Annotated in this window: 22 protein-coding genes; 12 read left to right on the forward strand and 10 right to left on the reverse strand. The window is 71.6% G+C overall.

Annotated features, from left to right (window positions below):
* Positions 1–12 precede the first annotated feature (12 nt).
* The 4 genes from ACIHCM_RS35620 to ACIHCM_RS35635 all read left to right on the forward strand — a co-directional run bounded on the left by ACIHCM_RS35620 (position 13) and on the right by ACIHCM_RS35635 (position 5,263).
* On the forward strand, positions 13–783 hold the full coding sequence (locus ACIHCM_RS35620; protein ID WP_399905586.1) for an SDR family NAD(P)-dependent oxidoreductase: 771 nt from the start codon (positions 13–15) through the stop codon (positions 781–783).
* Positions 784–878: 95 nt separating this feature from the next.
* Complete coding sequence (locus ACIHCM_RS35625) at positions 879–1,997, forward strand: LLM class flavin-dependent oxidoreductase (protein WP_399905591.1); 1,119 nt, start codon at positions 879–881, stop codon at positions 1,995–1,997.
* A 93-nt stretch (positions 1,998–2,090) separates the two neighbouring features.
* Entirely contained in the window at positions 2,091–3,821 is a 1,731-nt protein-coding gene (locus tag ACIHCM_RS35630) for an amidohydrolase family protein (RefSeq protein WP_399905594.1), read from the forward strand.
* Positions 3,818–5,263: an aldehyde dehydrogenase family protein gene (locus ACIHCM_RS35635; protein ID WP_399905598.1), complete on the forward strand. Its 1,446-nt coding sequence runs from the start codon at positions 3,818–3,820 to the stop codon at positions 5,261–5,263. Before ACIHCM_RS35630 ends, ACIHCM_RS35635 begins: the two co-directional genes overlap by 4 nt.
* 15 nt (positions 5,264–5,278) lie before the next feature.
* Here ACIHCM_RS35635 and ACIHCM_RS35640 read toward each other — a convergent pair whose 3' ends face one another.
* Entirely contained in the window at positions 5,279–6,679 is a 1,401-nt protein-coding gene (locus ACIHCM_RS35640) for an alpha/beta hydrolase family protein (protein ID WP_399905601.1), read from the reverse strand.
* A gap of 69 nt (positions 6,680–6,748) precedes the next feature.
* Entirely contained in the window at positions 6,749–7,159 is a 411-nt protein-coding gene (locus ACIHCM_RS35645) for a nitroreductase/quinone reductase family protein (protein ID WP_399905604.1), read from the reverse strand.
* An 80-nt stretch (positions 7,160–7,239) separates the two neighbouring features.
* Between ACIHCM_RS35645 and ACIHCM_RS35650 the strand changes: the two genes are divergently transcribed.
* Together ACIHCM_RS35650 and ACIHCM_RS35655 are read left to right on the forward strand one after the other, a co-directional pair.
* Positions 7,240–8,055, forward strand: a complete 816-nt coding sequence (locus tag ACIHCM_RS35650; RefSeq protein ID WP_399905607.1) for an endonuclease/exonuclease/phosphatase family protein — start codon at positions 7,240–7,242, stop codon at positions 8,053–8,055.
* A gap of 54 nt (positions 8,056–8,109) precedes the next feature.
* Entirely contained in the window at positions 8,110–8,262 is a 153-nt protein-coding gene (locus tag ACIHCM_RS35655; protein WP_399905610.1) for a hypothetical protein, read from the forward strand.
* Between the two features lie 69 nt (positions 8,263–8,331).
* Here ACIHCM_RS35655 and ACIHCM_RS35660 read toward each other — a convergent pair whose 3' ends face one another.
* The gene (locus ACIHCM_RS35660; RefSeq protein WP_399905613.1) at positions 8,332–9,837 is read right to left on the reverse strand and encodes a CehA/McbA family metallohydrolase; all 1,506 of its coding nucleotides are present in this window, start codon (positions 9,835–9,837) and stop codon (positions 8,332–8,334) included.
* Positions 9,838–9,955: 118 nt separating this feature from the next.
* Between ACIHCM_RS35660 and ACIHCM_RS35665 the strand changes: the two genes are divergently transcribed.
* From ACIHCM_RS35665 to ACIHCM_RS35675, 3 genes are all read left to right on the forward strand, one after another.
* A complete protein-coding gene (locus ACIHCM_RS35665; protein ID WP_399905616.1) occupies positions 9,956–10,801 on the forward strand; it encodes an LLM class F420-dependent oxidoreductase in 846 nt (281 codons plus the stop codon).
* Positions 10,802–10,942: 141 nt separating this feature from the next.
* Entirely contained in the window at positions 10,943–13,555 is a 2,613-nt protein-coding gene (locus ACIHCM_RS35670; protein WP_399905619.1) for a bifunctional FO biosynthesis protein CofGH, read from the forward strand.
* 75 nt (positions 13,556–13,630) lie between these two features.
* Positions 13,631–14,200, forward strand: a complete 570-nt coding sequence (locus ACIHCM_RS35675; protein WP_399905622.1) for a hypothetical protein — start codon at positions 13,631–13,633, stop codon at positions 14,198–14,200.
* Here the strand turns inward: ACIHCM_RS35675 and ACIHCM_RS35680 are convergent.
* From ACIHCM_RS35680 to ACIHCM_RS35690, 3 genes are read right to left on the reverse strand one after another with little or no spacing between them, the layout of a single operon-like run.
* Complete coding sequence (locus ACIHCM_RS35680; protein WP_399905625.1) at positions 14,193–14,708, reverse strand: DUF2165 domain-containing protein; 516 nt, start codon at positions 14,706–14,708, stop codon at positions 14,193–14,195. The genes ACIHCM_RS35675 and ACIHCM_RS35680 overlap by 8 nt on opposite strands.
* 9 nt (positions 14,709–14,717) lie before the next feature.
* Positions 14,718–14,930 (reverse strand): DUF397 domain-containing protein, encoded by a 213-nt coding sequence (locus tag ACIHCM_RS35685; protein WP_399905628.1) that lies wholly within the window; start codon positions 14,928–14,930, stop codon positions 14,718–14,720.
* Positions 14,927–15,739 (reverse strand): helix-turn-helix transcriptional regulator, encoded by an 813-nt coding sequence (locus ACIHCM_RS35690; RefSeq protein WP_399905631.1) that lies wholly within the window; start codon positions 15,737–15,739, stop codon positions 14,927–14,929. Before ACIHCM_RS35690 ends, ACIHCM_RS35685 begins: the two co-directional genes overlap by 4 nt.
* A 211-nt stretch (positions 15,740–15,950) precedes the next feature.
* Here ACIHCM_RS35690 and ACIHCM_RS35695 point away from each other — a divergent pair, with 211 nt between their 5' ends.
* Positions 15,951–17,066 carry an ADP-ribosylglycohydrolase family protein gene (locus ACIHCM_RS35695; RefSeq protein WP_399905634.1) on the forward strand — a complete coding sequence of 372 codons (1,116 nt, stop codon included), beginning with the start codon at positions 15,951–15,953 and terminating at the stop codon, positions 17,064–17,066.
* A 127-nt stretch (positions 17,067–17,193) separates the two neighbouring features.
* Here the strand turns inward: ACIHCM_RS35695 and ACIHCM_RS35700 are convergent, their stop codons facing one another.
* The gene (locus tag ACIHCM_RS35700) at positions 17,194–18,765 is read right to left on the reverse strand and encodes a sodium:solute symporter family protein (protein ID WP_399905637.1); all 1,572 of its coding nucleotides are present in this window, start codon (positions 18,763–18,765) and stop codon (positions 17,194–17,196) included.
* 148 nt (positions 18,766–18,913) lie between these two features.
* Positions 18,914–19,702: an SDR family oxidoreductase gene (locus ACIHCM_RS35705; protein WP_399905640.1), complete on the reverse strand. Its 789-nt coding sequence runs from the start codon at positions 19,700–19,702 to the stop codon at positions 18,914–18,916.
* Positions 19,703–19,778: 76 nt separating this feature from the next.
* Between ACIHCM_RS35705 and ACIHCM_RS35710 the strand changes: the two genes are divergently transcribed.
* Entirely contained in the window at positions 19,779–20,609 is an 831-nt protein-coding gene (locus tag ACIHCM_RS35710) for a hypothetical protein (protein WP_399905642.1), read from the forward strand.
* Here the strand turns inward: ACIHCM_RS35710 and ACIHCM_RS35715 are convergent, their stop codons facing one another.
* Both ACIHCM_RS35715 and ACIHCM_RS35720 read right to left on the reverse strand, forming a co-directional pair.
* Positions 20,610–22,445, reverse strand: a complete 1,836-nt coding sequence (locus tag ACIHCM_RS35715; protein WP_399905645.1) for an MFS transporter — start codon at positions 22,443–22,445, stop codon at positions 20,610–20,612. It abuts the gene before it with no gap.
* A 205-nt stretch (positions 22,446–22,650) separates the two neighbouring features.
* Positions 22,651–25,083 carry a D-alanyl-D-alanine carboxypeptidase gene (locus tag ACIHCM_RS35720; RefSeq protein WP_399905648.1) on the reverse strand — a complete coding sequence of 811 codons (2,433 nt, stop codon included), beginning with the start codon at positions 25,081–25,083 and terminating at the stop codon, positions 22,651–22,653.
* Positions 25,084–25,317: 234 nt separating this feature from the next.
* Here ACIHCM_RS35720 and ACIHCM_RS35725 point away from each other — a divergent pair, with 234 nt between their 5' ends.
* The gene (locus ACIHCM_RS35725) at positions 25,318–26,073 is read left to right on the forward strand and encodes a GPP34 family phosphoprotein (protein WP_393108847.1); all 756 of its coding nucleotides are present in this window, start codon (positions 25,318–25,320) and stop codon (positions 26,071–26,073) included.
* Positions 26,074–26,463 lie beyond the last annotated feature (390 nt).

The following is a 26,463-nucleotide window of genomic DNA, read 5'->3' on the forward strand; positions in this document are numbered from 1 at the left end:
GAAGGAGGAACGATGGGCAAACTCGACGGACGTGTCGTGATCGTCACCGGGGCGGCGCGTGGCCAGGGGGAGCAGGAGGCCCGGCTGTTCCGGGAGGAGGGCGCGGAGGTCGTCGTCACCGATGTCCTCGACGACCAGGGCGAGGCCCTCGCCAAGGAGATCGGGGCGCGTTACGTCCATCTCGACGTGGGCCGTGAGGACCAGTGGCGGGCCGCCGTCACCGCCGCCAAGGAGACGTACGGCCATGTCGACGGGCTGGTCAACAACGCCGGCATCCTGCGCTTCAACGCCCTGGTGGACACGCCGCTGGCCGAGTTCATGCAGGTCGTGCAGGTCAACCAGGTCGGCTGCTTCCTCGGTATCAGGGCCGTCGCCCCGGAGATGGCGGACGGCGGCACGATCGTCAACACCGCGTCGTACACGGGGATGACCGGCATGGCCGCCGTCGGCACGTACGCGGCGACCAAGCACGCCGTCCTCGGTCTCACCCGCGTCGCCGCGCTGGAGCTGGCGCACCGCCGGATCCGCGTGAACGCCGTGTGCCCCGGAGCGGTCGACACGGCGATGTCCAACCCGGCCGCCCTCGACCCGGACGCGGACCCCGAGGAGACGCGCCGGGCCCTCGACGGGCTGTACCGCAGGCTGGTGCCGCTCGGCCGGGTCGGGCGGCCGGAGGAGGTGGCCCGGCTGGCCCTCTTCCTCAGCTGCGACGACTCCTCCTACATCACCGGCCAGCCGTTCGTGATCGACGGCGGGTGGCTGGCCGGGGTCACCATTGTCTGATGGTTCGTCAGCTATTGACGGTCCACATAGGTGGTGCCAGAGTCGGCCGCACAGCTATCTGACGAAGTGTCAGAAACAGAGGACGGTGAACCTCCGTGGAATTCGGGCTCTTTGTACAGGGATACGTGGGCAAGCGCGCCGAGACCGACCCGCTCGCCGAGCACAAGGCGCTGATGGAGGAGACCGAGTACGTCATCGAGGCGGACCGGTCCGGCTTCAAGTACGCCTGGGCGTCCGAGCACCACTTCCTGGAGGAGTACTCGCACCTCTCCGCCAACGACGTGTTCCTCGGCTACCTCGCGCACGCGACCGAGCGCATCCACCTCGGCTCGGGCATCTTCAACCCGCTGGCCCAGGTCAACCACCCGGTGAAGGTCGCCGAGAAGGTCGCGATGCTCGACCACCTCAGCGGCAACCGCTTCGAGTTCGGCAGCGGCCGGGGCGCGGGCTCGCACGAGATCCTCGGCTTCCTCCCCGGCATCACCGACATGAACCACACGAAGGAGATCTGGGAGGAGACGATCGCCGAGTTCCCCAAGATGTGGCTCCAGGACGAGTACGAGGGCTTCCAGGGCAAGCACTGGTCGCTGCCGCCCCGCAAGGTGCTGCCGAAGCCGTACGGGAAGTCCCACCCGGCGATGTGGTACGCGGCCGGGTCTCCGCCGTCGTACGCCATGGCGGCGCGCAAGGGGCTCGGGGTGCTGGGATTCAGCGTGCAGAAGGTGTCCGACATGGAGTGGGTGCTGGAGCAGTACAAGACGGCGGTCGTGGACGCGGAACCGATCGGGGACTTCGTCAACGACAACGTGATGGTGACGACGACCGCGATCTGCGCGCCGACGCACGACGAGGCGATACGCATCGCCGTGAACGGCGGGCTCCACTATCTGCCGTCGCTGGTCTTCCGCTACCACGACACCTTCCCGCGGCCCGAGGGATTCCCCCTGTGGCCGGAGACGCTGCCCGAGTACACGGCGGAGTTCGTGGAGGTGCTCATCGAGGAGGAGCTGCTGATCTGCGGTGATCCGGACGAGGTGCTGCGGCAGTGCAAGCGGTGGGAGCAGGCGGGGGCGGATCAGCTGAGCTTCGGGCTGCCGGTGGGGGTGCCGAAGGAGGAGACGCTGCAGACGATCCGGCTGATCGGGGAGCACGTGATTCCGAAGATCGACACGGATCCGGTGCATCGGACCTCGCGGTTCCGGGCCGCTGTGTGATCGCTGTCGCGGGGTGCGGGTCCGTCGTGAGTGCTCGCGCAGTTCCCCGCGCCCCTGTCTGCATGGTCGCAGCGCCGACCAGGAGGTGAGCTCATGCTCGATCACGTGATCAAGGGCGCGTCCGTCGTGGACGGCACCGGCGCGCCCGCTCGCACGGCGGACGTCGGCATCAAGGACGGCCGGATCGTCGCCGTCGGTCATGTCACCGAAAAGGCCCGCGGCACCGAGGACGCCGCCGGGCTCGTCCTCGCCCCCGGGTTCGTCGATCCGCACACCCACTACGACGCCCAGCTGTTCTGGGACCCGTACGCGACCCCCTCGCTCCATCACGGGGTCACCACCGTCGCCGGGGGCAACTGCGGGTTCACGCTCGCCCCGCTGCACCCCGACCGGCCCGAGGACGCCGACTACACGCGCCGGATGATGTCCAAGGTCGAGGGGATGTCGCTGGTCGCGCTGGAGGAGGGGGCGCCCTGGAACTGGCACGGGTTCGGAGAGTACCTGGATGCCCTGGAGGGGCGGATCGCGGTCAACGCCGGCTTCATGGTGGGCCACTGCGCGCTGCGCCGGTACGTGATGGGACCGGACGCGGTGGGCGGGCAGCCGACCGAGGAGCAGCTCGCCGCCATGGTGCGGCTGCTGCACGAGGCCATGGACGCCGGGGCCTGGGGGCTGTCCACCACGCAGTCGTCCACCCACTCGGACGGCGACGGTCAGCCGGTCGCGTCACGGCACGCCGGGCCCGCCGAACTGCTCGCCCTCTCCCGCGCGGTCGGCGAGCACGAGGGGACGCAGCTCGAGGCGATCGTCGCGGGCTGCCTGGACCGGTTCAGCGACGCCGAGATCGACCTGTTCGTGGAGATGAGCGCGGCGGCCGGACGCCCGCTGAACTGGAACGTCCTGACGATCGACGCGTCGGTCCCGCAGCGCGTGCCCCGGCAGTTGCTGGCGAGTGAACGGGCCCGCAAGGCGGGCGGCCGGGTCGTGGCGCTGACGATGCCGATCCTCACGCCGATGAACATGTCGCTCGGCACCTTCTGCGCGCTCAACCTCATCCCGGGCTGGGGCGAGATCCTGGGCCTGCCCGTACCCGAGCGGATCGGGAAGCTGAAGGACCCTGCCGTGCGGGACGCGATGCTCCAGCGGGCGGCGTCGAGGGAGGCGGGCGTCTTCCGGCGGCTGACGGACTTCGGGCGCTACGTCATCGGCGACACCTACAGCGCCGAGAACGCCGGGGTCTCCGGCCGGGTCGTGCGCGACATCGCCGCCGAACGCGGCCAGGACCCCTTCGCCTGCCTGGTCGACATCTGCGCGGCCGACGACCTGCGGACGGTCCTGTGGCCCATGCCCACCGACAACGACCCGGCGTCCTGGGCGCTGCGCGCCGAGACCTGGCAGCACGAGGACGTGCTGCTCGGCGGCTCCGACGCGGGGGCGCACCTGGACCGCATGTGCGGGGCGCCGTACACCACCCGTTTCCTCGGGGACTGTCTGCGCGGGCGGAAGCTGGTGGGCCTGGAGCAGGCGGTGAGGATGCTCACCGGCGATCCGGCGCGGCTCTTCGGGCTCCGGGAGCGGGGCCGGATCCAGGAGGGTTTCCATGCCGACCTCGTCCTGTTCGACCCGGAACGCGTCGACGCCGCTACGGCCACCCTGGTGCACGACCTGCCGGGCGACAGCCCCCGGCTCGACTCCCGGGCGATCGGCGTGCGGGCGGTCTGGGTGAACGGCGTCGAGGCGATCCGGGACGACGTGGTGAGCGGCGCGGTGCCCGGGCGGGTGCTGCGGTCGGGTCGGGACACCCGCACGGTGAGCACCCGGTGAGCCGGCGGCTGTTCGTCGACGGGGCGTGGGTCGAGCCCGGCGGCGGCTCCTACGAGGTGATCGACCCGGCGACGGAGGAGACCGTCGGCTGGGCTCCGGAGGCCTCGCGGGAGCAGGTGCGCGCGGCCTGCGCCGCCGCCCGCGAGGCCTTCGGGCCGTGGTCGCGCACGGCGCCCGAGGAGCGGGCGGCGATCCTCGCGCGGGCGGCGGAGATCATCGCGGGCCGTCTGGAGCCGTACGCGGAGCTCGCCCGCGCGGAGACCGGGGCGACCACGGTCACGGCGCGGCGCATGCAGGTCGGGGTCGCGGCCGCCCGGTTCCGCCGGTACGCGCGGACCGAGCCGGCCGAGTGGCCGATCGCCCCGCAGATCAACGAGGCCGGGCCGATGGGCAAGGCGGGTGTGATGGGCGCCCTGGCCGTGCGTCAGCCGGTCGGGGTCGTGACCTGCATCACCTCCTACAACAACCCGTGGGCCAACACCGCCGGGAAGGTGGCCCCGGCCCTCGCGATGGGCAACACGGTGGTGGTGAAGCCGGCCCCGCAGGACCCGCTGTCCGTGTACCGGATGGCGGAGGCGCTGGAGACCGCCGGTGTGCCGAGGGGCGTCGTCAACGTCGTGTCCGGCCGGTCGGCCGGGGTCGGCGAGGAGGCCGTGGCGTCCGCCGACGTCGACATGGTGAGCTTCACCGGCTCCACGGCGGTCGGGCAGCGCATCGCCGAGGTGTGCGGGCGTTCCATGAAACGCCAGTTGATGGAGCTGGGCGGCAAGGGCGCGGCGCTGGTGTTCGACGACGCGGACCTCGCCTCGGCGGTGGCCGGCATCGGCACGACGTTCTCCTTCTACAGCGGCCAGATCTGCACGGCACCGACCCGGGTGCTCGCCCAGCGCGGGATCTACGACCGCCTGGTGGAGCGGCTGGCCGGCTATGCGGGCCGTCTGAAGGTCGGCGACCCCCGCGAGCGGGACACGGTCGTCGGGCCGGTGATCTCGGCGGCACACCGGGACCGCGTGGAGTCCTATGTCGAACTCGGCCGCAAGGAGGGCGCGGTGGTCGTCGCGGGAGGCGAACGGCCGCCTCTGGACACCGGCTTCTACGTCGCGCCGACCCTGCTCGCCGACTGCACCAACGACATGCGGGTGGCCCGCGAGGAGATCTTCGGCCCGGTGGTGGTGGTCGTCCCCTTCGACGACGAGGACGAGGGCGTCGCCCTGGCCGACGACAGCGACTACGGCCTCATCGACTACGTCTGGTCCCAGGACGTGGCCCGCGCCTTCCGGGTGGCCCGCCGCCTGCGGGCCGGCGGTGTCGGCGTCAACACCGTCGGCCGCAACATGGAGGCGCCGTTCGGCGGCTTCAAACGCAGCGGCGTGGGCCGCGACGTCGGTTCGTACGCCCTGCACGCCTACAGCGAGGTGCAGGCGATCGTCTGGCCGGGGTGACGTGCCGGGTGGCGGTCAGGTGCCCGGCAGCGTCTCGTTCAGCCAGTCGAAGACGACCTCGCAGTGCTGCTGCGGGGCCATCGGGGAACAGTGCAGCTGCGCGCCGGTGGCGGCGGTGAGCTTGACGTAGTCCTTGGGCGCGGTGAGCTTGTCGAACATCTGGCGGGCCTGGCCGGGGTAGAACTGCTCGTCCTGGTAGTCCAGGACCAGCGTGGGCATCTTGATGCGGCCCACGACGTTCGTGATGTCCAGGGCCTCGATGCGCTTGGCCGGCGTGTAGAAGTCGGTGAACATCTTGCCCTGCCGGGCGTCGAGCATCGCCGGCACGGAGAACGGCTCCATGCGCTTCTTCAGCGTCGCTGCGTCGGCGGCGGGCAGCTCGGGGACGACCTCCTTGTTCCAGATGTTGTTGGTCTCCTCCTTGCTGGGCTGGAGGATCTCCCGGACCTCCGGGGGAAAGCCCAGCCACGGCGTCAGGCAGCCGGGCATGGCCACCACGGCGGCGAGCCGGCTCTCGAAGGCCGCTGCCCGGGGTGCCAGGTCGCCCGCCATGCTCAGCCCGGTCAGGGCGATCGCGTCCGGGTCGACGTCCGACCGGGCGGTCAGCCAGTCGACGAGCGGGCCGACGACCTTCTCCCAGGTGGGTGTGAAGATCACCTGGTTCACGAAGAGCAGCTGTCCCTGGCCGGGCCCGTCGTAGACGAGGGCGTTCCAGCCACGGTCCAGCGCGGCCTGGACGCCGTACGTCCACATGTCGACGTTCTGCCCGTCGCTGCCGTTGGTGAGGATGACGGTGGGGCGGCGCCGCGCAGCCGTGTCGGGCCGGAAGAGCCACACCGGCAGTGGAGTGCTGCCGTACGGGACGTTCGCGGTCACCGGCGCCGGGTCGCACAGGCCGCAGAACTTGTCCCAGGCCCCGCGTCCGGCCTTGTACAGCTGCTCCTCGTCGCCCGGGGTGTCGGAGCCGAGGACGAAGAACAGCGCCTGGCCGTAGTACTGCGCGGCCCGCAGCGCCCGCCACCGGGTGGTCCGGTCGTCGGGTCTGCTGCCCTGGGGCGCCCCCATGAGCTGGTCGCCGAGCTTCTTGAAGGTCTGGACGTAGGTCTGCGAGGACAGCCCCGCCTTGTTGATGGTGTTGACGGCGGTGAGCACTTCACCCGCCTCGCCCGCCCGCTGGCCGGAACCGCCGAGCGCCATCAGCCCGTTGAAGTTGAATCCGGGGTCGTCGAACAGTGTCATCACGCCGGGGGTGGGGCCGCCCCCCGCGGGGGAGGTGGTCGCCGTGGCGCGGGCCCCGGGGGTCGCGCCCGTCGGGGTGCACCCGGCGGCCAGTACGGCCCCGGCCCCGCCGACCAGCCCGGCGAGTGCGGTGCGACGGGTGGGCGGGTACGCGCGGTCTCCGGAAACATCCTTCATACGACGTGAAAATACGACTTCGACGACCGGGCCTCCGCCCGCCACGCGCCGCCCTCCCCCGAACGGCCGTCAGGCGCGGCCCTCACCCTGCTCCAGGTCCACCCGCACCGTCAGCAGGTTCGTGCCGATCGCCCGCACCGCCGAGCTGTTCATCCGCGGCAGTGCGCGCAGCCGGGCCTGCGGGTCGTCGTCCGGCACGAGGTGGGCGGTCCCCTCGTACCACCGTCCCCCGAGCCGCACCCGCACCTTCGGGTCGACGCGGATGTTGCGGACGTACTGGGAGCGGTCGCCGAATTCCGAGACCAGCCAGAAGGAGTCGCCGACGCGACGGCCGCCGACCGGCGTGCGGCGCGGCAGGCCGGAGACACGGCCGGTGGTCTCCAGCAGGGTCTGGAGCGGGACCCGGCGCAGGACGGGGTTGAGGACGTGGCGCTGGAAGGTCGTGGCCACGCGGAATCTGAGGTCGTCGATGCGGCTCATCGGGGTGTCGTCTCCTGTGTCGTGACGGGGTAGTTGTTGCCTCGACGGCTTATGTACGTGGTGCGGCGAGGACGGTGGGCATGCGGGTCGTGACCTGGAACCTGTGGTGGCGGTTCGGGCCCTGGGCGGAGCGGCAGAAGGCCATCCTCGGCACACTGCGCGAGCTGCGCCCCGACGTGGTGGGCCTTCAGGAGGTCTGGCAGGCCGGCGGCGAGAACCTCGCCGCATGGCTGGCGGACGAACTGGGCCTGCACTGGGCATGGGCACCCTCGCACGCCCCGGAGCGCTGGCAGCGCCGCATAGGCGACCCCACCGTGGGCATCGGCAACGCCGTCCTCAGTCGCTGGCCGGTCACCGAACAGGCTGTCCTCCCTCTCCCGGCGCCCGCGGACGTCGACGACGGCCGCCTGGCCCTCTACGCCCGCCTGGCCACACCTTCGTACACCGTGCCCTTCTTCACCACCCACCTCACCTCGCAGCTGCACGCGTCGGCCACCCGCTGCCGTCAGGTCACCGCGCTCGCCGAGTTCGTCGCCGAGCACCGGGGCGGCACCCCGTTCCCGCCGGTCGTCACCGGCGACTTCAACGCCTGGCCCGACTCGGACGAGATCCGTCTCTTCGGCGGCTACCGCACGGCTCCGGCCGTCCCCCGCCAGGTCCTGCTCGACGCCTGGGAGTACGCCGACCCCGCCGCGCCCTGCCACACCTGGGACCCGGCGAACCCGTACGTCGCCACCGGCCGGCTGCCCGCCGCCCGCGTCGACTACATTCACGTCGGACCACCCGGCCCGGACGGCCTCGGCCATGTCCGGTCGGTCCGGCGGGCGGGCGACGGCCCGGTGGCCGGCGTCTGGCCCTCCGACCACCTGGCGGTGGTCGCGGACCTGGCGTTGTAGAGAGGGGACGGTCATGGCGGCACGGGCGGGACACCGGCATCGAGGCGGCCGTCGGTGAAACGCTTCACCCTCACCGAGATCGTGCTGACGCACTGCACGTCCACCAGCACCTGCGACACGGGTGACGGCAGCCCCGCTCCGGCCCCGGCCGACGGCACGACGCCGACCGAGCCGGAGCGGGTTGTCCACCGGGTCACGGTCGGGTGAGTCCCGCGACGCGCCGGCCCGAGGACGAGCCGGCCGTTCCCGGCGTCACTCGTCCTCGCCCGGCACCACTCATCCCCGCCCCAGGAAGATCGGGTTGGTGAACGCCGCCATGGCGCCCGGCAGGGGACCGAGAGACGTCTCGTGGCGCACCTCGGCGCGGACGTAGGCCGCGTACGAGGGCGTGGTGCGCCACTCCACGACGCCCGCACCGCTCACCGGAAGCGGGGCGCTGGTGTGCAGCGCGCCCTGGTCGGTGACGAAGCGGACCACGCACCGGGGGGCCCCGCCCACCTCCAGCCGTACCGTCACCGGCGTCTCCCGGCCGGCCTTCAACCGCTCGCCGATACCGGCGTGTTCGCCCCGGCCGCCGGACGCCGTGAAGGACAGGGACACACGCCGGGACTCCGCGACGTAGCAGCGGCCCGCGCGGATGCCCTCCTGGATCGCCTCGCGGGTGAGGTCGTCGGCGTGGACGACGGTCTGCGGGTGGCCGACGACGTCCGGGTCCCGGTGGGCGTCGCTGCTGCCCATCGCCGGGATCCAGTCCGGCCTGTCACCGCGCGCGGAGGCGACCAGCATGCTGTCCCAGTCGGCCAGCGCCATCTCGTCGTCCGGCGTCCAGGGGCCGTTCCACACCTCGATGGCGTCGGCCTCGCCGAAGCCGAACTTCCAGTTGCAGCCGATGCAGTTGGAGTGCGGGTGGGCCGGGACGACCAGGCCGCCGGCCTCGCGGACCCGGCGGGCGAACCGGCCGTAGCGGTTGTCGCGGGCCCGGTAGCGCCAGTCGACGAACGTGCCGGGGTCGGTGCCGAGGGCGACCACGTGGCCGTTGCGGGTGGTGACCTCCTCGCCCAGCATCACCAGCAGGTCGTCGCCCGCCACGTCCGCCCAGTGGGCGTGCGCGGAGTGGGTGTTGTGCTCCGAGCTGTTGATGAAGTCCAGCCCGGCCGCCCGCGCCAGCGCCCCGATCTCGGCGGGGGTGCGGCGGCCGTCGGAGTACCAGGAGTGCAGGTGGCAGTCGCCCCGGTACCAGTCCCTGCCCCGCCCCTTGGCCCGCTCCGGCGGGTACACCACCTTCGGCGTCTCGCCCGGCTCGCCGTACGTCAGCGTGATCGTGAGCTCGTACGTCAGCCCCTGCGGTGCCACCGTGTACGGGCCCAGCGCGATGTGCCAGGTGCCGCGCCGGACCGGGCCGGGGAGGTAGCCGGGGGTCGCCTCGTCGGCCCGGATGAAGAACTCCGTGCGCGCCCCGCCCGACCAGCCCCGAAAACCCCGGCCGCCCAGCTCGGTGCCGCGCTCGTCGAAGATGCCGATGTCGAGGGCGTTGCCCGCCGTGCCGGGGGGTACGGAGGGGCGGTCGTAGGTGTAGGAGACCTTGAGTTCCCGTACTCCGGAGGGGATGTCCACCGGCACGTACACGAAGTCGGGTGAACCGGGCGGGAGCGTTCCCCGCACGGTCTTCGTCTGCTGCCGGCCGGCGCCCGACGCGAAGCTCACACCCGAGAGCGTAAGCGCGGCTGCGGTACCCGTCACGAACAGCGTGCGTCGTCCGATCCCTGCGTCGTCGTCACACATGCCGACCAGCATGGGTGGGCGGCGTGAACTCCGGAACACCTGGAGGAGACACCTTGGACGGAGTCGATCCCGACTGGTCGGTATGGACAGATGGACGTTCCCCGGGTAGAGATGGGACATGCGCATCGCCGTCACCATCTTCCTCACGGACGAGACCATCACCCCGACCCGGCTCGCCCGGGAGCTGGAGCAGCGGGGCTTCGCCGGGCTGTACCTGCCCGAGCACACCCACATCCCCGTCGAGCGGACCACCCCCTACCCGGCGGGCGGCGACCTGCCCCCGGAGTACTGCCGCACCCTCGACCCCTTCGTCGCCCTCGGCCAGGCCGCCGCCGTCACCGAGCGCCTCGGTCTCGGCACGGGTATCACGCTGGTCGCCCAGCACGACCCGATCGACCTGGCCAAGCAGATCGCGACCCTCGACCACCTCTCCGGCGGCCGCTTCACCCTGGGCCTCGGCTACGGCTGGAACGTCGAGGAGGCCGCCGACCACGGAGTGGAGTGGCGAACCCGGCGCGAACTGGTGCGGGACCGGATGGCGTTGATGCGCGCCCTGTGGTCGCAGGAACCGGCCGCCTACGAAGGCGAGTTCGGCAGCGTGCGCGCCAGCCATGCCCACCCCAAGCCGGTGCAGAAGCCGCGCGGCCCGGTCGTGGGCCCCCGCACGCTCGTCGGCGGCGCCGCGGGCCCGAAGCTGTTCTCGCACATCAGCGAGTACGCCGATGGCTGGCTGCCGATCGGCGGGCGCGGCCTGTCCGAGTCGCTGCCCCGGCTGCGGGACGCCTGGTCCGACGCCGGCCGCGACCCCTCCGCCCTCCAGGTCGTCCCGTACGCCGTCGCACCCACCCCGGGCAAGCTCGCCCACTACGCGGACCTCGGCATCGAGGAGACCGTCGTCCAACTGCCCCCGGCGGGGGAGGCGGAGGTTCTGCGGGTGCTGGACGCGTATGGCGAGTACGTGTAGCGGGCCGGGCGACCAGCCGGCTCAGGGGCGCGAGGAACTGCGCGACCAGCCCGGACGCACCCGCACCCGGCAACGCACCATGCTCCCCACGTCCGACCCCGGCGCCCCTGAACCCGCGGAGCCCGACCGTATGCTCGAAGGATGACGACTTCCGCGACCTCCGGAACCGGCTCCACCGACCGCCCCCGCGGCACCGGCCCCACCGAGAACTCCCTGCGTCGCGCCCTCAAACGCGCCCGTGACGGCGTCGCTCTCGACGCCGGTGAGGCGGCCGTACTGCTCCAGGCCCGCGGTGAGGCCCTCCAGGACCTCGCCGCGTCCGCCGCCCGGGTGCGCGACGCGGGACTGGAGGCGGCCGGCCGGCCCGGCGTCATCACGTACTCGAAGAGCGTCTTCATCCCCCTCACCCGGCTGTGCCGGGACAAGTGCCACTACTGCACGTTCGTCACCGTGCCGGGCAAGCTGCGCCGCGCCGGGCACGGGATGTTCATGTCGCCCGACGAGGTCCTCGACATCGCCCGCAAGGGCGCCGCCCTCGGCTGCAAGGAAGCCCTCATCACCCTCGGCGACAAGCCCGAGGACCGCTGGCCCGAGGCCCGCGAATGGCTCGACGCGCACGGCTACGACGACACCATCGCCTACGTCCGCGCCATCTCCATCCGCATCCTGGAGGAGACGGGCCTGCTGCCCCACCTCAACCCGGGCGTCATGACCTGGACGGACTTCCAGCGCCTGAAGCCCGTCGCGCCGAGCATGGGCATGATGCTGGAGACGACGGCCGAGCGCCTGTGGTCGGAGCCCGGCGGCCCGCACCACGGCTCCCCGGACAAGGAACCGGCCGTCCGGCTGCGGGTGCTTCAGGACGCGGGCAGGTCCTCGGTCCCCTTCACCTCCGGCGTCCTCATCGGCATCGGCGAGACCTACGAGGAGCGCGCCGAGTCCCTCTTCGCGCTGCGCCGCGTCTCCCGGGCGTACCACGGCATCCAGGAACTGATCATCCAGAACTTCCGCGCCAAGCCGGACACCGCGATGCGCGGCATGCCGGACGCCGAACTGGACGAACTGGTCGCGACGGTGGCCGTCGCCCGGCACATCATGGGCCCGTCGGCCTGCCTCCAGGCCCCGCCCAACCTGGTCGACTCCGAGTACGAGCGGCTGATCGGCGCCGGCATCGACGACTGGGGCGGCGTCTCCCCGCTCACCATCGATCACGTCAACCCCGAACGCCCCTGGCCGCAGATCGAGGAGCTGGCGGAGAAGTCGGCCGCGGCCGGTTTCGAACTGCGCGAACGCCTCTGCGTCTACCCGGAGTTCGTGCGTCGCGGCGAGCCCTGGCTGGACCCCCGCCTGCGTCCGCACGTGGCGGCCCTCGCCGACCCGGAGACGGGCCTCGCGAGGTCCGGGGCGCTGCCCGAGGGGCTGCCCTGGCAGGAGCCGGAGGAGGTGTTCCAGGCCTCCGGCCGTACCGACCTGCACGCCACCATCGACACCGAGGGCCGCACCTCGGACCGCCGCGACGACTTCGACGAGGTCTACGGCGACTGGGGCGCCCTGCGCGAGGCAGCCGCCCCCGGCATGGCCCCGGAGCGCATCGACACCGATGTGCGCGGGGCGCTGAGCACGGCGGCGGACGACCCGACCCGGCTCACCGACGACGAGGCGCTCGCTCTCCTCCACGCGGACGGCGCGGCGCTCGACGCCCTCACCCGCGTCGCCGACGACCTGCGCAAGTCGGTGGTCGGCGACGACGTCACCTACATCGTCACCCGCAACATCAACTTCACCAACGTCTGTTACACGGGCTGCCGCTTCTGCGCCTTCGCGCAGCGCCGCACCGACGCCGACGCCTACACGCTGTCCCTGGACCAGGTCGCGGACCGGGCCCAGCAGGCCTGGGACGTCGGCGCGGTCGAGGTCTGCATGCAGGGCGGCATCCACCCCGACCTGCCCGGCACCGCGTACTTCGACATCGCCAGGGCGGTCAAGGAACGCGTCCCCGGCATGCACGTGCACGCCTTCTCGCCGATGGAGGTCGTCAACGGCGCGGCCCGCACGAACATGTCGATCCGTGAGTGGCTGAGCGCCGCCAAGGAGGCGGGCCTGGACTCCATTCCCGGCACGGCGGCGGAGATCCTGGACGACGAGGTGCGCTGGATCCTCACCAAGGGCAAGCTGCCCACGGCGACCTGGATCGAGGTCGTCACGACGGCGCACGAACTGGGCATCCGCTCCTCGTCCACGATGATGTACGGCCATGTCGACCAGCCCCGCCACTGGCTGGGCCACCTGCGCACACTGGCCGGCATCCAGCAGCGGACGGGCGGTTTCACCGAGTTCGTCACGCTCCCGTTCATCCACACCAACGCGCCCGTCTACCTGGCGGGCATCGCCCGCCCCGGTCCGTCGATGCGGGACAACCGCGCGGTGACGGCGATGGCGAGGCTGCTCCTGCACCCCCACATCCCGAACATCCAGACAAGCTGGGTGAAACTGGGCACGGAGGGCGCGGCCGAGATGCTCCGTTCCGGCGCCAACGACCTGGGCGGCACCCTCATGGAGGAGACGATCTCCCGCATGGCCGGCTCGTCCTACGGCTCGTACAAGTCGGTCCGCGACCTCGTGGCGGTGGCCGACGCGGCGGGCCGCCCGTCCCGCCCCCGCACCACTCTCTACGGCGAGGTCCCCCAGGAACGGCAGCAGACGGCGGCGGCTTCCGACGGCCACCTTCCCCAGCTGCTGCCGGTGCTGGACTGAGGGAGGGGCGTTCAGGTACGCACAGTACGATGATCCGACCCTCGGTGTGTCGGGGGTCGGAGACTGAGGAGATGCGTGCCCGTGCCTGCCCGACGGCTTCCCTCCTGGGCCTGGGTGTCCGGCCTGACCGCGGGGGCGATCGCGGCGGTCGTCGTGCTGGCCGTGCAGGCCGGACAGGGGCCGCGCCCCACGGCCGCGGCGAGTCGGCCCAGCCCCTCGGCGTCCGTGAGCGCCAAGCCCGAGCCGAGCAAGCCGGCCCCCCCGGTCGTGCCCGAGGACTCCGGGACCGGGCGGCGGATCGTCTACGCGCTGGGGGACCGGCGGGTGTGGCTGGTCGACGCCAGTGACAGCCCCCGCCGCACCTTCACGGTGTGGCCCGGCACGGTCGATCCCGACCCCGGCACCTACACGGTGGGGACCCGCACCGACGCCACCACCGGCTCGGACGGCGTGGAGATCGAGCACATCGTCTACTTCGCCGCCAAGTCCGGCGTCAGCATCGCCTTCTCCGCCGCGGTGGACGGCTCCTCGCCCCCGCCGGCCGCGTCCGGCACGCAGACCGGCGGTATCCGCATGAAGTCGGCGGACAGCTCGGCGCTGTGGACGTTCGGGACGGCGGGGACGAAGGTCACGGTCGTCAAGTAGTCGGTTCCGCCTGCCCGGTGGGCAGGTGGTTCACCAGCAGGACGACGCCGCTGACCAGGAAGATCCGGGTCGCCGCGTCCAGCCCGTTCCAGTCCTCCGACTGCCACATCGCGAACCACTCACCGCCGATGGCGAGGAACCCGGCGCCGAACAGCAGCATCACCATCAGCAGCCCGTACGTCGACACCCGCCGGGCCAGCGCCCGGGGGCCGCGCGCCCAGAGCCACGTACCGGCGATGAGGACGAGCGCGGCGACCGTCTCCCACACGATGATCGCGACGTACGCCGCGTCCTGCAGGGCGGTGTCCGTGACGGCCCGCCACATCAGGTCCTCGTCCTTGAACGTGGTGTCCATGGCCAGGACATGCCGGACGAAGTCCTGGTTGGTACCGAAGTCCGTGATGTTCCCGAAGGCGACGAGGGTGATGTAGAGGGCCACGATGCCGGTGAGGACCGTGGCGGCCACGGGAAACGTGCGTCTGGTGGTGCTCGAGGTGGTTGTGGACATGCCTATTCTCTACCAGCGTCGGGGCATGCCCACGCCCTCGGAGGGACCAAGGACCCCGACGAAGTCACTCCACGCGCGGTGCCCGAAAGTGAGGGGCGCGCGGTGCAGGTCCTTGCTGTCGCGGACGTGGATGGCGGGGTGGGATATGGCGACCTCGATGCAGTCGGGGCCGTCAGCGCTGCTGTAGCTGCTCTTGAACCACTTCAGCGGGACGGTGGTCATGTCAGTTCTCCCAGCACTTTTTCGATGAAGGAAAGCGACTCCCGAGGGGAGAGAGCCTGCGCCCGGATCATGCCATAGCGCATCTCCAGGACCTGGACTTCCCGGGGGTCACTGATCACCCGGCTGTGCAACTGGACCTCCAAGTGCCCTACGGATTTGCCGTCCTGAAGTTTCAGCAGCCGGAACGGCCCGCTCAAGCCCGAGTGCTCCTCGAGGGCCGTGGGCATCACCTGGATCGACACGTGGCGCAACTTGCCCATGTGCAAGAGATGTTCGAGCTGGCCGCGCAGCACCATTGTGCCCCCGGTCGGTCGACGCAGTGTCACCTCTTCCTGGACAAAGGTCACCAGCGGCCGGGGTGTTCGTTCGAAGACATCCTTCCGTGCCATGCGTGCGGCGAGATGACGCTCGATCTCGTCCTCCGTGTAGGCGGGCCGCCGCAGCTCATACACCGCCTGTGCGTACTCCGGGGTCTGCAGGAGGCCGTGGATGTGCTGGGTCGTGTACGCGCCAAGTTCGACGGCCTCCGCCTCCAGCTTCGTGAGGTCCCGGACGTTCTTCGGATACCGAGCCTTCTCCACATCCTCCTTCATCGCGGAGAGCTTGCCCTCCGCCCCCAGTACCTCATCGGCCCCGTCCAGGAAGTCCGGCTTCGGAATCCTCCGTGCCCGCTCCACGGAGGACACCATCTCCTCGCCGTACCCGATGGCGGCCCCGAACTCCGCCTGCGTCATCCCCGCGGCCTCGCGCCACACCTTGATCTGCCGGCCGACCGCCCTGAGAACGGCCGCGGCCTCCTCGTCCTCCACGCGTCCTTCCCTCCTTCTGTACTGGCCCTACGGCCCAGCTCAGCACCGGCGCGTCCTGCGCGCCGCAATGTGACGCGGTACGGCTCATAAGCGAGCAATCGCGACCACTTCCAGCAGACTCCGCATACCGATCCGCCCCCTGAATCGATCGTTCCCCGTCGCATACAGTGCTGAGCTGTCGTACGTACGGACGGTGCCGTGGGGAGGTCTGGTGGATGGGACAGCGGGTGCCGTCTGGGGCCGCACAGAGCAGCAGGACTTCCGCAGCCGGGTGCGCGGGACGCTGCTCGGCGCCGCCGTCGGGGACGCGCTGGGCGCGCCCGTCGACGGGCTGGACCTGGCCGGCATCCGGGCGGAGCACGGCCCGGACGGCGTCGTGGACCTCGCCCCGGTGTACGGCAGACGCGGCGCCGTCACCCACCTCACCCAGCTCACCCTCTTCACCGTCGACGGGCTGATCCGCGCCCAGGTCCGCCGCGACACCGGAGCCTGGCACCCGCCGACCGACCTGCACCGGGCGTATCTGCGCTGGGCCGCCACCCAGCGCGACTGGGGCCCCGACGAGCGCCGCAAGGACGACGGGTGGCTGGCCCGCGAGGAGTGGCTGTACGCCCGCCGGGACCCGGCCCGCACCCTGCTGCTCGGACTCGGCGACGAGATCATGGGCACGCTGGAAGCGCCGAAGAACCCGGGGGAGGCGGGCCCCGAGGCGGCTGCCCGCTCCGCGCCCTTCGGACTGCTCGTCGGCTGGGAGCCGCAACTCGTCGTCCAGCTCGCTGTGGAGTGTGCCGCCCATACCCACGGCCACCCCATCGGCTACCTCGCGGCGGGAGCGTACGCCGTGATCGTGCAGACGCTGGCGCGCGGCGAGAGCCTCGACGGGGCCGTGCAGCGGGCGCTGGCGCTGGTGGCCGCCCGGCCCGGCCACCAGCCGGTGTCCGACGCCCTGCAGCAGGCACTCGGCGCGGTACGGCAGGGCATCCCCACGCCGGACCGGGTCGCCGACCTGGCCTGCGACGGCACCGCCGACCGGGTCGTCGCCGCCGCCGTCTACTGCGCCCTGGTCGGCGAGGACGTACGGCACGGTCTGCGTCTCGCCGTCAACCACGACGGACCCTCCGCCGCGACCGCCGCCCTCACCGGCGGCCTCCTCGGGGCCCTGCACGGCGAGACCGCCCTGCCCCCGGCGTGGCTGGCCGAGCTGGAGGGCCGGCCGACGATCCTCGAACTGGCCGACGACTTCGCCATGGAGATGACCCAGGGCCCGGCCCTGCACACCCCGGCCGCCGCGTCCCCGGCATGGCTGGCGCGCTATCCCCGCGTCTGAGCCCCACCCAGGGCCACGTAAACGGTGGGAGTGACGGTGGCGCGCGTCGCATGCCCGACCACCGAGCCTCGTTCAGGCCGATGGGCGGCCGCCCCCCGTGGTCGGCCGCCCATCGGTTCCGGGACCGCTACTCCTTGCCCGGCGCCGCCCCCACCACGCCGTCCGCCGCCCCGGCCTGCGCGGGTACGGCCGCCGCCGCCCCGTCGTCGTCGGTGTTGATCCGCTCGATGACCGCCAGCCGCTCCGGTGTGTCCTCCGGCTTCACGTAGCCGATGAGGACGTACAGGACCAGCGACACCGCCAGCGGGATCGACACCTGGTACTGGAGCGGCACACCGCCCTCGACGTTCCAGTTGATCGGGTAGTTGACCAGCCAGAACGCCAGCAGTCCCGCCGCCCAGCTGGTGAGCGCCGCCGTCGGCCCGGACCGGCGGAACGGGCGCAGCAGGCCCAGCATCATCGGGATCGCGATCGGCCCCATCAGTCCGGCCACCCACTTGATGACCACGGTGATGATGTCCTTGAACGTCGGCGAGTGCACCTGCGTCGCCACCGCCATGGACAGGGCGAGGAAGACGACGGTCGTCAGCCGCGCGCTGATCAGCCCGGACCGCTCCGACCAGGACCGCGCCTTCGCCGACAGCACCGGCGCCACGTCCCGGGTGAACACGGCGGCGATCGCGTTCGCGTCCGAGGAGCACATGGCCATGGTGTGCGAGAAGAACCCGACGATCACCAGTCCCAGCAGGCCGTGCGGCAGCAGCTGTTCGGTCATCAGGGCGTACGAGTCGGATCCGTCCGGCTTCTGCGCGTCGACCAGCAGCGGCGACATCCACATGGGGAAGAACAGCACCAGCGGCCAGACCAGCCACAGGACCGCCGACAGCCGCGCCGACCGCTCGGCCTCCTTGGCGTTGGGGGTCGCCATGTAGCGCTGGGCCTGGTTGAGCATGCCGCCGTTGTACTCGAACAGCTTGATGAACAGGAACGCCAGCAGGAACACCGTGCCGTACGGACCGACCAGCGGCTTCTCGTGACCGGCCAGTTCGGGGCGGTCCCAGACGCCGAAGAACCCGCCGTGGTCGCCGAGTTCGACCACGACCGCGACGAACATCGCGATGCCGGCGAGGAGCTGGATCACGAACTGCCCCAGCTCGGTCAGCGCGTCCGCCCACAGACCGCCGATCGTGCAGTAGATGCCGGTGACGACACCGGTGATGAGGATGCCCTGGTTCAGGGAGACGCCGGTGAAGACCGACAACAGGGTCGCGATCGCGGCCCACTTGGCGCCCACGTCCACGATCTTCAGCAGCATCCCGGACCAGGCGAGCGCCTGCTGGGTCTTCAGGTCGTAGCGGTTCTTCAGGTACTCCAGGGGGGAGGCCACATGGAGCCGGGAGCGCAGCCGGTTGATCCGGGGGGCGAACAGCTTCGAGCCGATGGCGATGCCCAGCGCGATGGGGAAGGACCAGGTCACGAACGACGTGACCCCGTAGGTGTAGGCGATCCCCGCGTACCCGGTGAACATCACCGCGCTGTATCCCGACATGTGGTGCGAGATGCCGGACAGCCACCACGGCATCTTGCCGCCGGCGGTGAAGAAGTCGCTGACGTTGTCGACGCGCTTGTGCGACCACACGCCGATCGCGACCATCACACCGAAGTAGCCGATGAGCACGGCCCAGTCGAGACTGTTCATGTGTCAACCTTCCGGGGTCCGCCTGGTGAACGGCCCGCTCATCGTGGGTGCGCCGACGCGAGCACGACAAGCAAGTGGAAGGTCAAGAGCAGGCAAAAAAGTTCTGCACGATGACCTGAGTTCATCTACATGAACAGCCGTGAAGTGCTCAACGCATCAACTCCCCCGCGTTGACCAGCAACGACTGCCCCGTGATGGCCCGCGCCCGGTCCGAGGCCAGAAACACCGTCGCGTCCGCCACGTCCGCGTCCGTGGCCAGCTCCGGGAGCGCCATCCGGGCGGTCAGACGATCCAGCACCTCCCCCTCGGGCACCCCCTCGGTGTGTGCCGTGAACCGCACGTACGCCTGGACCGGCGGCCCCCACATCCAGCCCGGCAGCACGGTGTTGACCCGGATCCGGTACTCGCCCAACTCCCGGGCCAGCGAGTACATCGCACTCGTCAGCGCCCCCTTGGACGCCGCGTACGCCGCCTGCCGCACCTGCGACGGAGCCGCCACCGCCGACTGCGTCCCGATGAACACCACCGACCCGCCGCCGCGCTCCCTGAGGCCCGGCAGGCACGCCCGTGTCATCCGCAGCGAGCCCAGCAGGTTCACGTCGATCACCGACATCCACGTGCCGAAGTCGGCGTCCTGAAGGCCGCCGAAGTGGCTGTCCCACGCGGCGACATGGACCACCGCGTCGATGCCCCCGAACCGCTCCCGCGCCAGCCCGGCCAGCGCCTCGCACTGCCCCTCGTCGGTGATGTCCGTCGCCCGGTACGCCGTGTGCGCCCCGTCCGGATCGATCGCGGCGGCGCTCTTGGCGAGGTTCTCCTCCGTCCGCGCGCCCAGCACCGCGTTCCCGCCGTCCCGTACGACCGCTGCCGCGACCTGGTGGCCGAGCCCGGCCCCGACGCCCGACACGACGACGGTCTTCCCGCAGAGCAGTGACATGGCGGCCTCCCTGAGCCTGGCGCATTATCTGACGAGGCGTCAGAGTATGGGCGACCGGTAGAGGAGGGAAGGTTCCATGTCCGAGGAGACCCACAGCGAGCTCTACGCCGGGCTGGCCGCCGTCGGCCCCTACGGCGTACGTCCCGGCCACGCCCTGATCACCATGGTCGAACCGCACCCGGGCCACGAGTACGCCTACAACCGCTGGTACGAGGACGACCACTACTACGCCGGCGCGATGGCGATGCCCTGGATGTACGCCGGCCGGCGCTGGGTCGCCACCCGTGACCTGCAACTCCTGCGCTACCCGCAGAAGTCGGCGGTCGCCGAGCCGGTCACCGCCGGGTGCTACCTCTCCACGTACTGGATCACCGAGGGCCGGCACGCGGAGCACATGCAGTGGACCGTCGCGATCAACAAGCGCCTCAACCGCGACGCCCGCGTCCATCACGCACGCACCCACGTCTTCACCGCGTTCCAGGACCACGAGGCGACCGTCTACCGTGACGGCGCCGCCGGGCCCCGGGACTTCCACGCCCTCGACCACCCCTATGCGGGCCTCGTCCTGCAGGTCGTCGACGCCGAGTCACCACAGCGGCGCGCCGACCTGCTGGAATGGCTGCGCACCCGCCACCTCCCGAAGCGGCTGAAGGGCTCCCCGGCCGCCCTGGTCACCGTCTTCCGCCCGGTCCCCCTGCCCGGCGACCGCATGACGTACGTCAAGCAGGTCGAGGGCGTCGGCACCCGGCTGACCCTGCTGTGGTTCCTGGAGACGGACCCGAGGGACTGCTGGGAGGAGCACTTCACGGACCTCGAAGCACCCCGTGAACTGGGCCGCACGGAACTGGTCGCCCCCTTCGTCCCCACCGTGCCGGGGACGGACCGGTACGTCGACCGGCTCCGCTGATCACCTGAGCTCCTCCGGACACGGCGTCCCCCGGGGCAGCTCGTAGGGCGACGCCAGCCGGTACGTCCCCGCGCGGGGCGCCAGCAGCACCGTCCACCTGTCGCCCTCGGCGTCCTCCTCGGTCTCCATCAGGCAGCCGTTGAGGTTGTGGTACGTCTTCGGCGTGCCCTCGGACCGGTCCTTGGAGGCCTCCGTCTCCTGCGGCGCCTCGACCCCGTCCCCCTCGGCGTCGACCAGTTTCAGCCACGGCGAGTACGGCACCCGGATCAGCACCCGGCCCGGCTGCTTCACCCGCAGGGTCATCTCCCCCTGCTCGGCGCGCTCGACGGTGGCCGGGGGATCGGCGAGCGGAGCCGGGTCGGTCACCTGGAACAACTGCCAGTTCGCGTCCCCCCACACCTGCGTCAGATAGGGCAGCCCGCGCTGCACCAGTTCCCGCTCCCGCTCTCCGCCGTCCCCGTCCGGCTCGTCCTTGGGCAGCACGACGTAGTGCACCGCCCAGCGCTTGAGCCAGTCGTGGTAGTTGGCCGAGTTGAGGGTGTCGTCGTAGAAGAGCGGGTTGCGCTCCATGTCGGCCTGCCGGTTCCAGCCCCGGGCGAGGTTGACGTAGGGGGCGAGCGCGGAGGCCTCGCGGTGGGAGCGGGCCGGGACCACCTCGACGCGGCCCTTCCCGGCGCCCACCTCCTGCAACTCGTTGACCAGCGGGGCCAGCTCCCGCGCCCAGGAGGCCCGCGGCGTCGTGTTGACGACGTCGTCCACCGACTTGTAGCCGATCCAGGCGACGAACCCGGCGAAGGCGACCACGATCGCGTACCACTTGCGTGAACGCGGCACCGCGAACGGCAGCGCGGCCAGCAGTGCCACGCCCGCGAACAGCATCGACAGCCGGGTGATGTTCGACCCGATCTGCGAGCTGATCAGCCACACCAGCAGCACCGACAGGCCGTACACGGCGGAGGTGATGCGTACCGTCGTCCAGTCCCGCGGGACCAGCAGCAGGACGAGGACCGCGTAGACCACGGGCAGCAGGGCCGACCCGAAGGACATCGGCTGGGTGCCGGAGAACGGGAACGCCCACGCCGACACCGCCACCACCGCCGCCGGCGCAAGACCCAGCGCCCACGCCCCCGGCCGCCGTTTCTGAAGGAACATCGCGACCGCGACCAGACCCACGAACAGCCCGGCGACCGGCGAGGACATCGTGGCGAGCGCGGCGAGCGGCGCCGCGCACAGGGCCTTCGCCCAGCGCTTGTGACGCCAGCGGTACGGCCAGCAGAACACCACGGCGACCGCGCCCAGCGCGAACAGCGTGCCGAGCCCGAACGTCACCCGCCCCGACGCCGCGTTGCACAGCAGCCCGAACACCCCCGCGAGCCCGGCCCACAGCGGCTGCCGCACCACCCGGCTGCGCATCAGGATCAGCGTCAGCAGCCCCGCGGAGAGCGTCCCGGCGATCATCATCGTCGTCCGCACACCGAGCAGCGACATCAGATACGGCGACACCACGCTGTACGAGACCGGGTGCATCCCGCCGTACCAGGCGAGGTTGTACGCCGAGTCCGGGTGCCGGCCCACGAACTCGGCCCAGGCGTCCTGCGCCGCGAGGTCCCCGCCGCTGTTCGCGAAGGTGAAGAACCAGATGACGTGGAGCACCCCCGCCACGGCGGTGGTGAGGAGGGCGGGATGCCGCGCCCACCGCTTCAGCCGCTCACGTACGGTCACACCGCCCGGCTGGTGCGGCGATCCACCCGCCGGCCGGGCGGGCACGCGTATTCGCGGACCGGTCCCCGGCCCCGGACCGGTGTCGTCGGTGCGTGTCGGCTCCGCAGTGGCCACCCGTGGCACTCCCCGTGTCCCGTCTTCTGTTCTCCGCCGCATACCCCGTTTCCCGGCCGTTCCCGGCCCCGTGACGAGGCGTTCCCGCTCCCGTCCCCCCACGCGGGTAACCTGTCCCGTTTCGCGACGCTAGCACGCACCCCGCCGACGGGGCCGGGGAGGGCGCCGTCGGCGGGGTGCGAGGGAGGGTGAAGGGCCGCCCGGGTCAGGAGACGCGGGTCAGCTTGTCCGTGAAGGCCGGTTCGGTGAGGTCCGACTGGAGCGCCACCGGCACCTCGACGGCGCCGCCGCTGCCGTCGCCCACGGTGAGCGTGCCGACCTTGGTCCCGGCCTTCGCGGTGTGCGGTACCTCGCCGGCGGTGAACGACAGCTCCACCTCGTGACCGGCCCAGCCGACCGCCGTGACGTCCTGCGTGACGACGACCGGCGTCCGGCCGCCGAGCCGGTCGTCGACGTAGCCGACGACATCGCCCTTCTTCAGGATCTTCGCCGAGGTCAGGGCGTCCTGGGCGGCGAGCATCGCGGTCTTGCTGACGTCGTTGACGGTCTCGATGATGGGCGCCTTGTGCTGCCCCAGGATGGCGCCGACCACGGTCACCGTCTCACCGCCGGCCTCCTTGCGGGAGGCGAAGAGGAGGTTGCCGCCGGCCGCGCTGGTGGTGCCCGTCTTGATGCCGATGCCGCCGTCGTACGGGACCAGTTTGTTGTAGTTGTACCACTTCTGCCCGGACGGATCGATCCACTCGCCCATCGCCGTGATCTCCATCAGGGCCTGGTCCTGCACCAGTTCGTTGCCGAGCTTCACCTGGTCCTCGGCGGTGGAGACCGTGCTCTCCTTCAGGCCGGAGGCGTCGGTGTAGGTGGTGTTCTTCATCCCGAGTTCCTTGGCGGCGTCGTTCATCTTCTTGATGAACGCCGCCTCGGTGCCGGAGTCCCAACGCGCCAGCAGCCGCGCGATGTTGTTGGCGGACGGGATCATGATGGCGGACAGCGCCTGGCGCAGCGTGATCTGGTCGCCCTCCTTGACGGTGTTGAGCGTGGACTCACCGTCCAGGTTGTAGCCGCCCTCCTTCTCGGCGAGCGCGTCGACCGGGATCTTCGGGCCCTCCTCGCCGGACTTCAGCGGGTGCTTCTTCAGCACGACGTACGCGGTCATCGCCTTGGCGACCGAGCCGATGGCCACCGGCTTCTGCTCGCCGAAGTTCCCCATCGTGCCGATGCCGTTGACGTCCATCCAGCCCTGGCCCTCACCGGGCCACGGCAGGCTGGCGCCGTCGCCCTCGAAGCTGTACGACTCCTTGGCCGTGAGCTCCAGCGTCGGCGTCGGCAGCGGCCGTACCGCCTGCACGATCGCAAACACGACCACCAGCAGCAGGACCAGCGGCGTCCAGATCTTCACCCGCCGCGCCGCCGTCCGCAGCGGAGTCTCCGGCGGCGGCGGGGTGTTGGTCAGCTCGGCCAGCAGATCCAGCGGCGGCTTCGGCGGCAACGGCTGCTGCGTCGTCCGCTCCGGCCCGACCTGCGGGACGACGGCGGTCTGGTCGGCGGGCGCCTTCGGCTTGTCCGAGGGCACCTTGGGCAGCGCGGTCGTCGCGTCCGCGGCCGGCGGGGGCTTGCGCGTCGACGGGTCGTCCAGAGGCTTGAGCGCGACGAACTTGCTGGTGCGCTCGGCATCCGGCTCCGGGGCCGGAGCGGGCTTCCTGGCGTCCCCCAGCTTCAGCATCGTGGTCGGCTGGTCGACCGCGGGCTTCACGGCCCGGAAGACGGCCGTGGGCTGGTCGACGGGGGGCGCGGCGGCCTCGGGGGCGGCGGAGGTGCTCTTGGAGTCGTGCGTGCCGCCCGAGTCCTCCTGCTCGGCGCCGGGCTCCGTGCCGGGCCCGGCGCCGGTCGCGGGTGCGGCCTCGGGCTCGGCCTCGGTGCCGGCGGGGGAGTCGTCCTCGGCGGTGTCCTCGGCGGCGACGGGGGCGTCTTCCGCGGCGGTGTCCTCGGCGGCGACGGGGGCGTCCTCGGCGTCCTCCGGGGCGGCCTGGGCGCCGGGCTCCGCGTCCTCCGGGGCGTCCTGGGAGCCGTCGTTCGGGTCCTCGGCGTCGGCCTCGGCCAGCGATGCCTCCGGCTGCGCGTCGGCGTCGGCCAGCGATGCCTCCGGCTGCGCGTCGGCGTCGGCGTCGTCGGCGTCTTCGGCGTCCTCGCCCCGGGCCTCGGTCTCCTCGGCGGAGCCCTTCTCGGCGGAGTCCTCCTCGGGGGAGCCCTCTTGGGCGGGCCCGGACGTCACCCAGGCCGCGACGGCAGCCCGCAGCCGCTCGTCGCCCGTGGCGTCGGCCCCTTCGCCGTCCTCGGCCCCGTCCCGCTCCTCACGGCGCGCGGGCTCCTCGGAAGCCGTCTCCTCGACAGCCTCCTCCGGCGTCTCCCCGGACGCATCCTCGGCGTCCTCGGACCGCTCCTTGACCGAAAGCACCCGCGTCGCCGTGTCCGGGCGCTCGCTCTCGGACTCCCGTGCCACGGCGAGCCGCGGGTCACGGGCGGAGGCGGCGCTCCGGGCCTCGGGAACCGGACTCGCGCTCCCCGACGTCGGTTCTGCCGACGACTCGCGCTGCTTCGAACTGTCGGGGGACTCGCCCGCCACCGATGCCTCCTCCATGCGCCGCACGCCTCCGTGCGCGTACCGAACCGTGAACCGCTGTCCGGACGACCGCCCCCACAGCACTGCCCGAAGCGCTGTCCGAACCATGTACCAGTGTCCTGTGTGCGGACCTGACCGAAGCTGAAGACGAGAACGACATACCTACTGGTTCCCTCACAAACAGGTCACGCACCCTCGACAGACCAATGTGAGAGGGGTCACCCTGTCATTCATCCACGCGGGGAGGCATGGATGGGCAGGAGCCGCAGAACACTTCCGGAGGAGCTTCTGCTGCTGGCACTGGACCCGGCCACGGGTACCACTGCACAGCCGCAGTCGCTCGACCTGGGTCTGGCCGGAGCACAGCTAGTGGAGCTGGCGCTGGCCGGACGGATAGCCCCGGACGGGGATCGTATCGCCGTGGTGGTGCCACGGCCGACAGGAGATCCGACACTGGATTGCGCGTTGGAGTTGCTGCGCAGACGCGGCGCCCCCGTACGGGCGGTCCACTGGATCGGCGGGCCGCGACTGGGGCTCCGCCAGACCTACCTTTCGCATCTGGAGCGGTGCGGCATGGTGCACGCCGTGGCCGGCCAGATGTGCGGGGTGTTGCCGACGACTCGCTACCAGGCGACGGACAACGCCATCAGCCGGGAGATCAGGGCCCGGCTGGACTCGGCGATCCGCACCGGCGTACCGCCGGACCCGCGGACCGCGGCGCTCGCCGCACTGGCCCACGCGGTCGGCCTCGGCAAGCACCTGTATCCGGGCAACGAGGGACGCTCGTCCCGCTCCCGGCTGCGGGACCTGATCAGGCACGACCCGATGGGCGGCCTCGTGGCGCACGCCGTGATGGACGTCCAGAACGGCGTGGGGGCACAGCCCCGCCGCAGCCCGGCCCCGGCAGGCCGTCAGGCCGCCCCCGGAGCCAGGCCCGCGGAACCGGCCCGGGGCGGCGTCCCGGCGCAGCCGCACCGCGGCACGATGGCACGCGCCGTGGCCCACTGAGCCGCAGTCCCACGGCAGCGCACCATCACGCCGCACCACCAGGCACCACGCACCACGCGCAGTACGCACCACGCGCAGTACGCGCCACACGCGGTACGCGCCATGTGCGCGCACCAGGCACCACCACGCACCACCGAGCATCACCACGCACCGTCAGCGCCGCAGTCCAGTCCCCAGGACCGGGTTCGGGAGCCGCAGCGGTACGCGCGGGGTGGACGGGAGCCGTCGTAGGGACGACGCGCGGTCCCGGCCGCCCCGCGTGCCCGCGTGCCCGGGTGTCCGCATGCCCGCGTGTCCGCGAGGCCGCGCGGCCGGGCGTCCGCGGACTTCGTCCACCCCTCGTGCGAACCGGCGCACTGCCGCGTTCCTGCCGCATATCCGCTGTTTCCC

It is taken from the genome of Streptomyces sp. NPDC052023 (assembly GCF_044548465.1).
GTDB lineage: Bacteria > Actinomycetota > Actinomycetes > Streptomycetales > Streptomycetaceae > Streptomyces.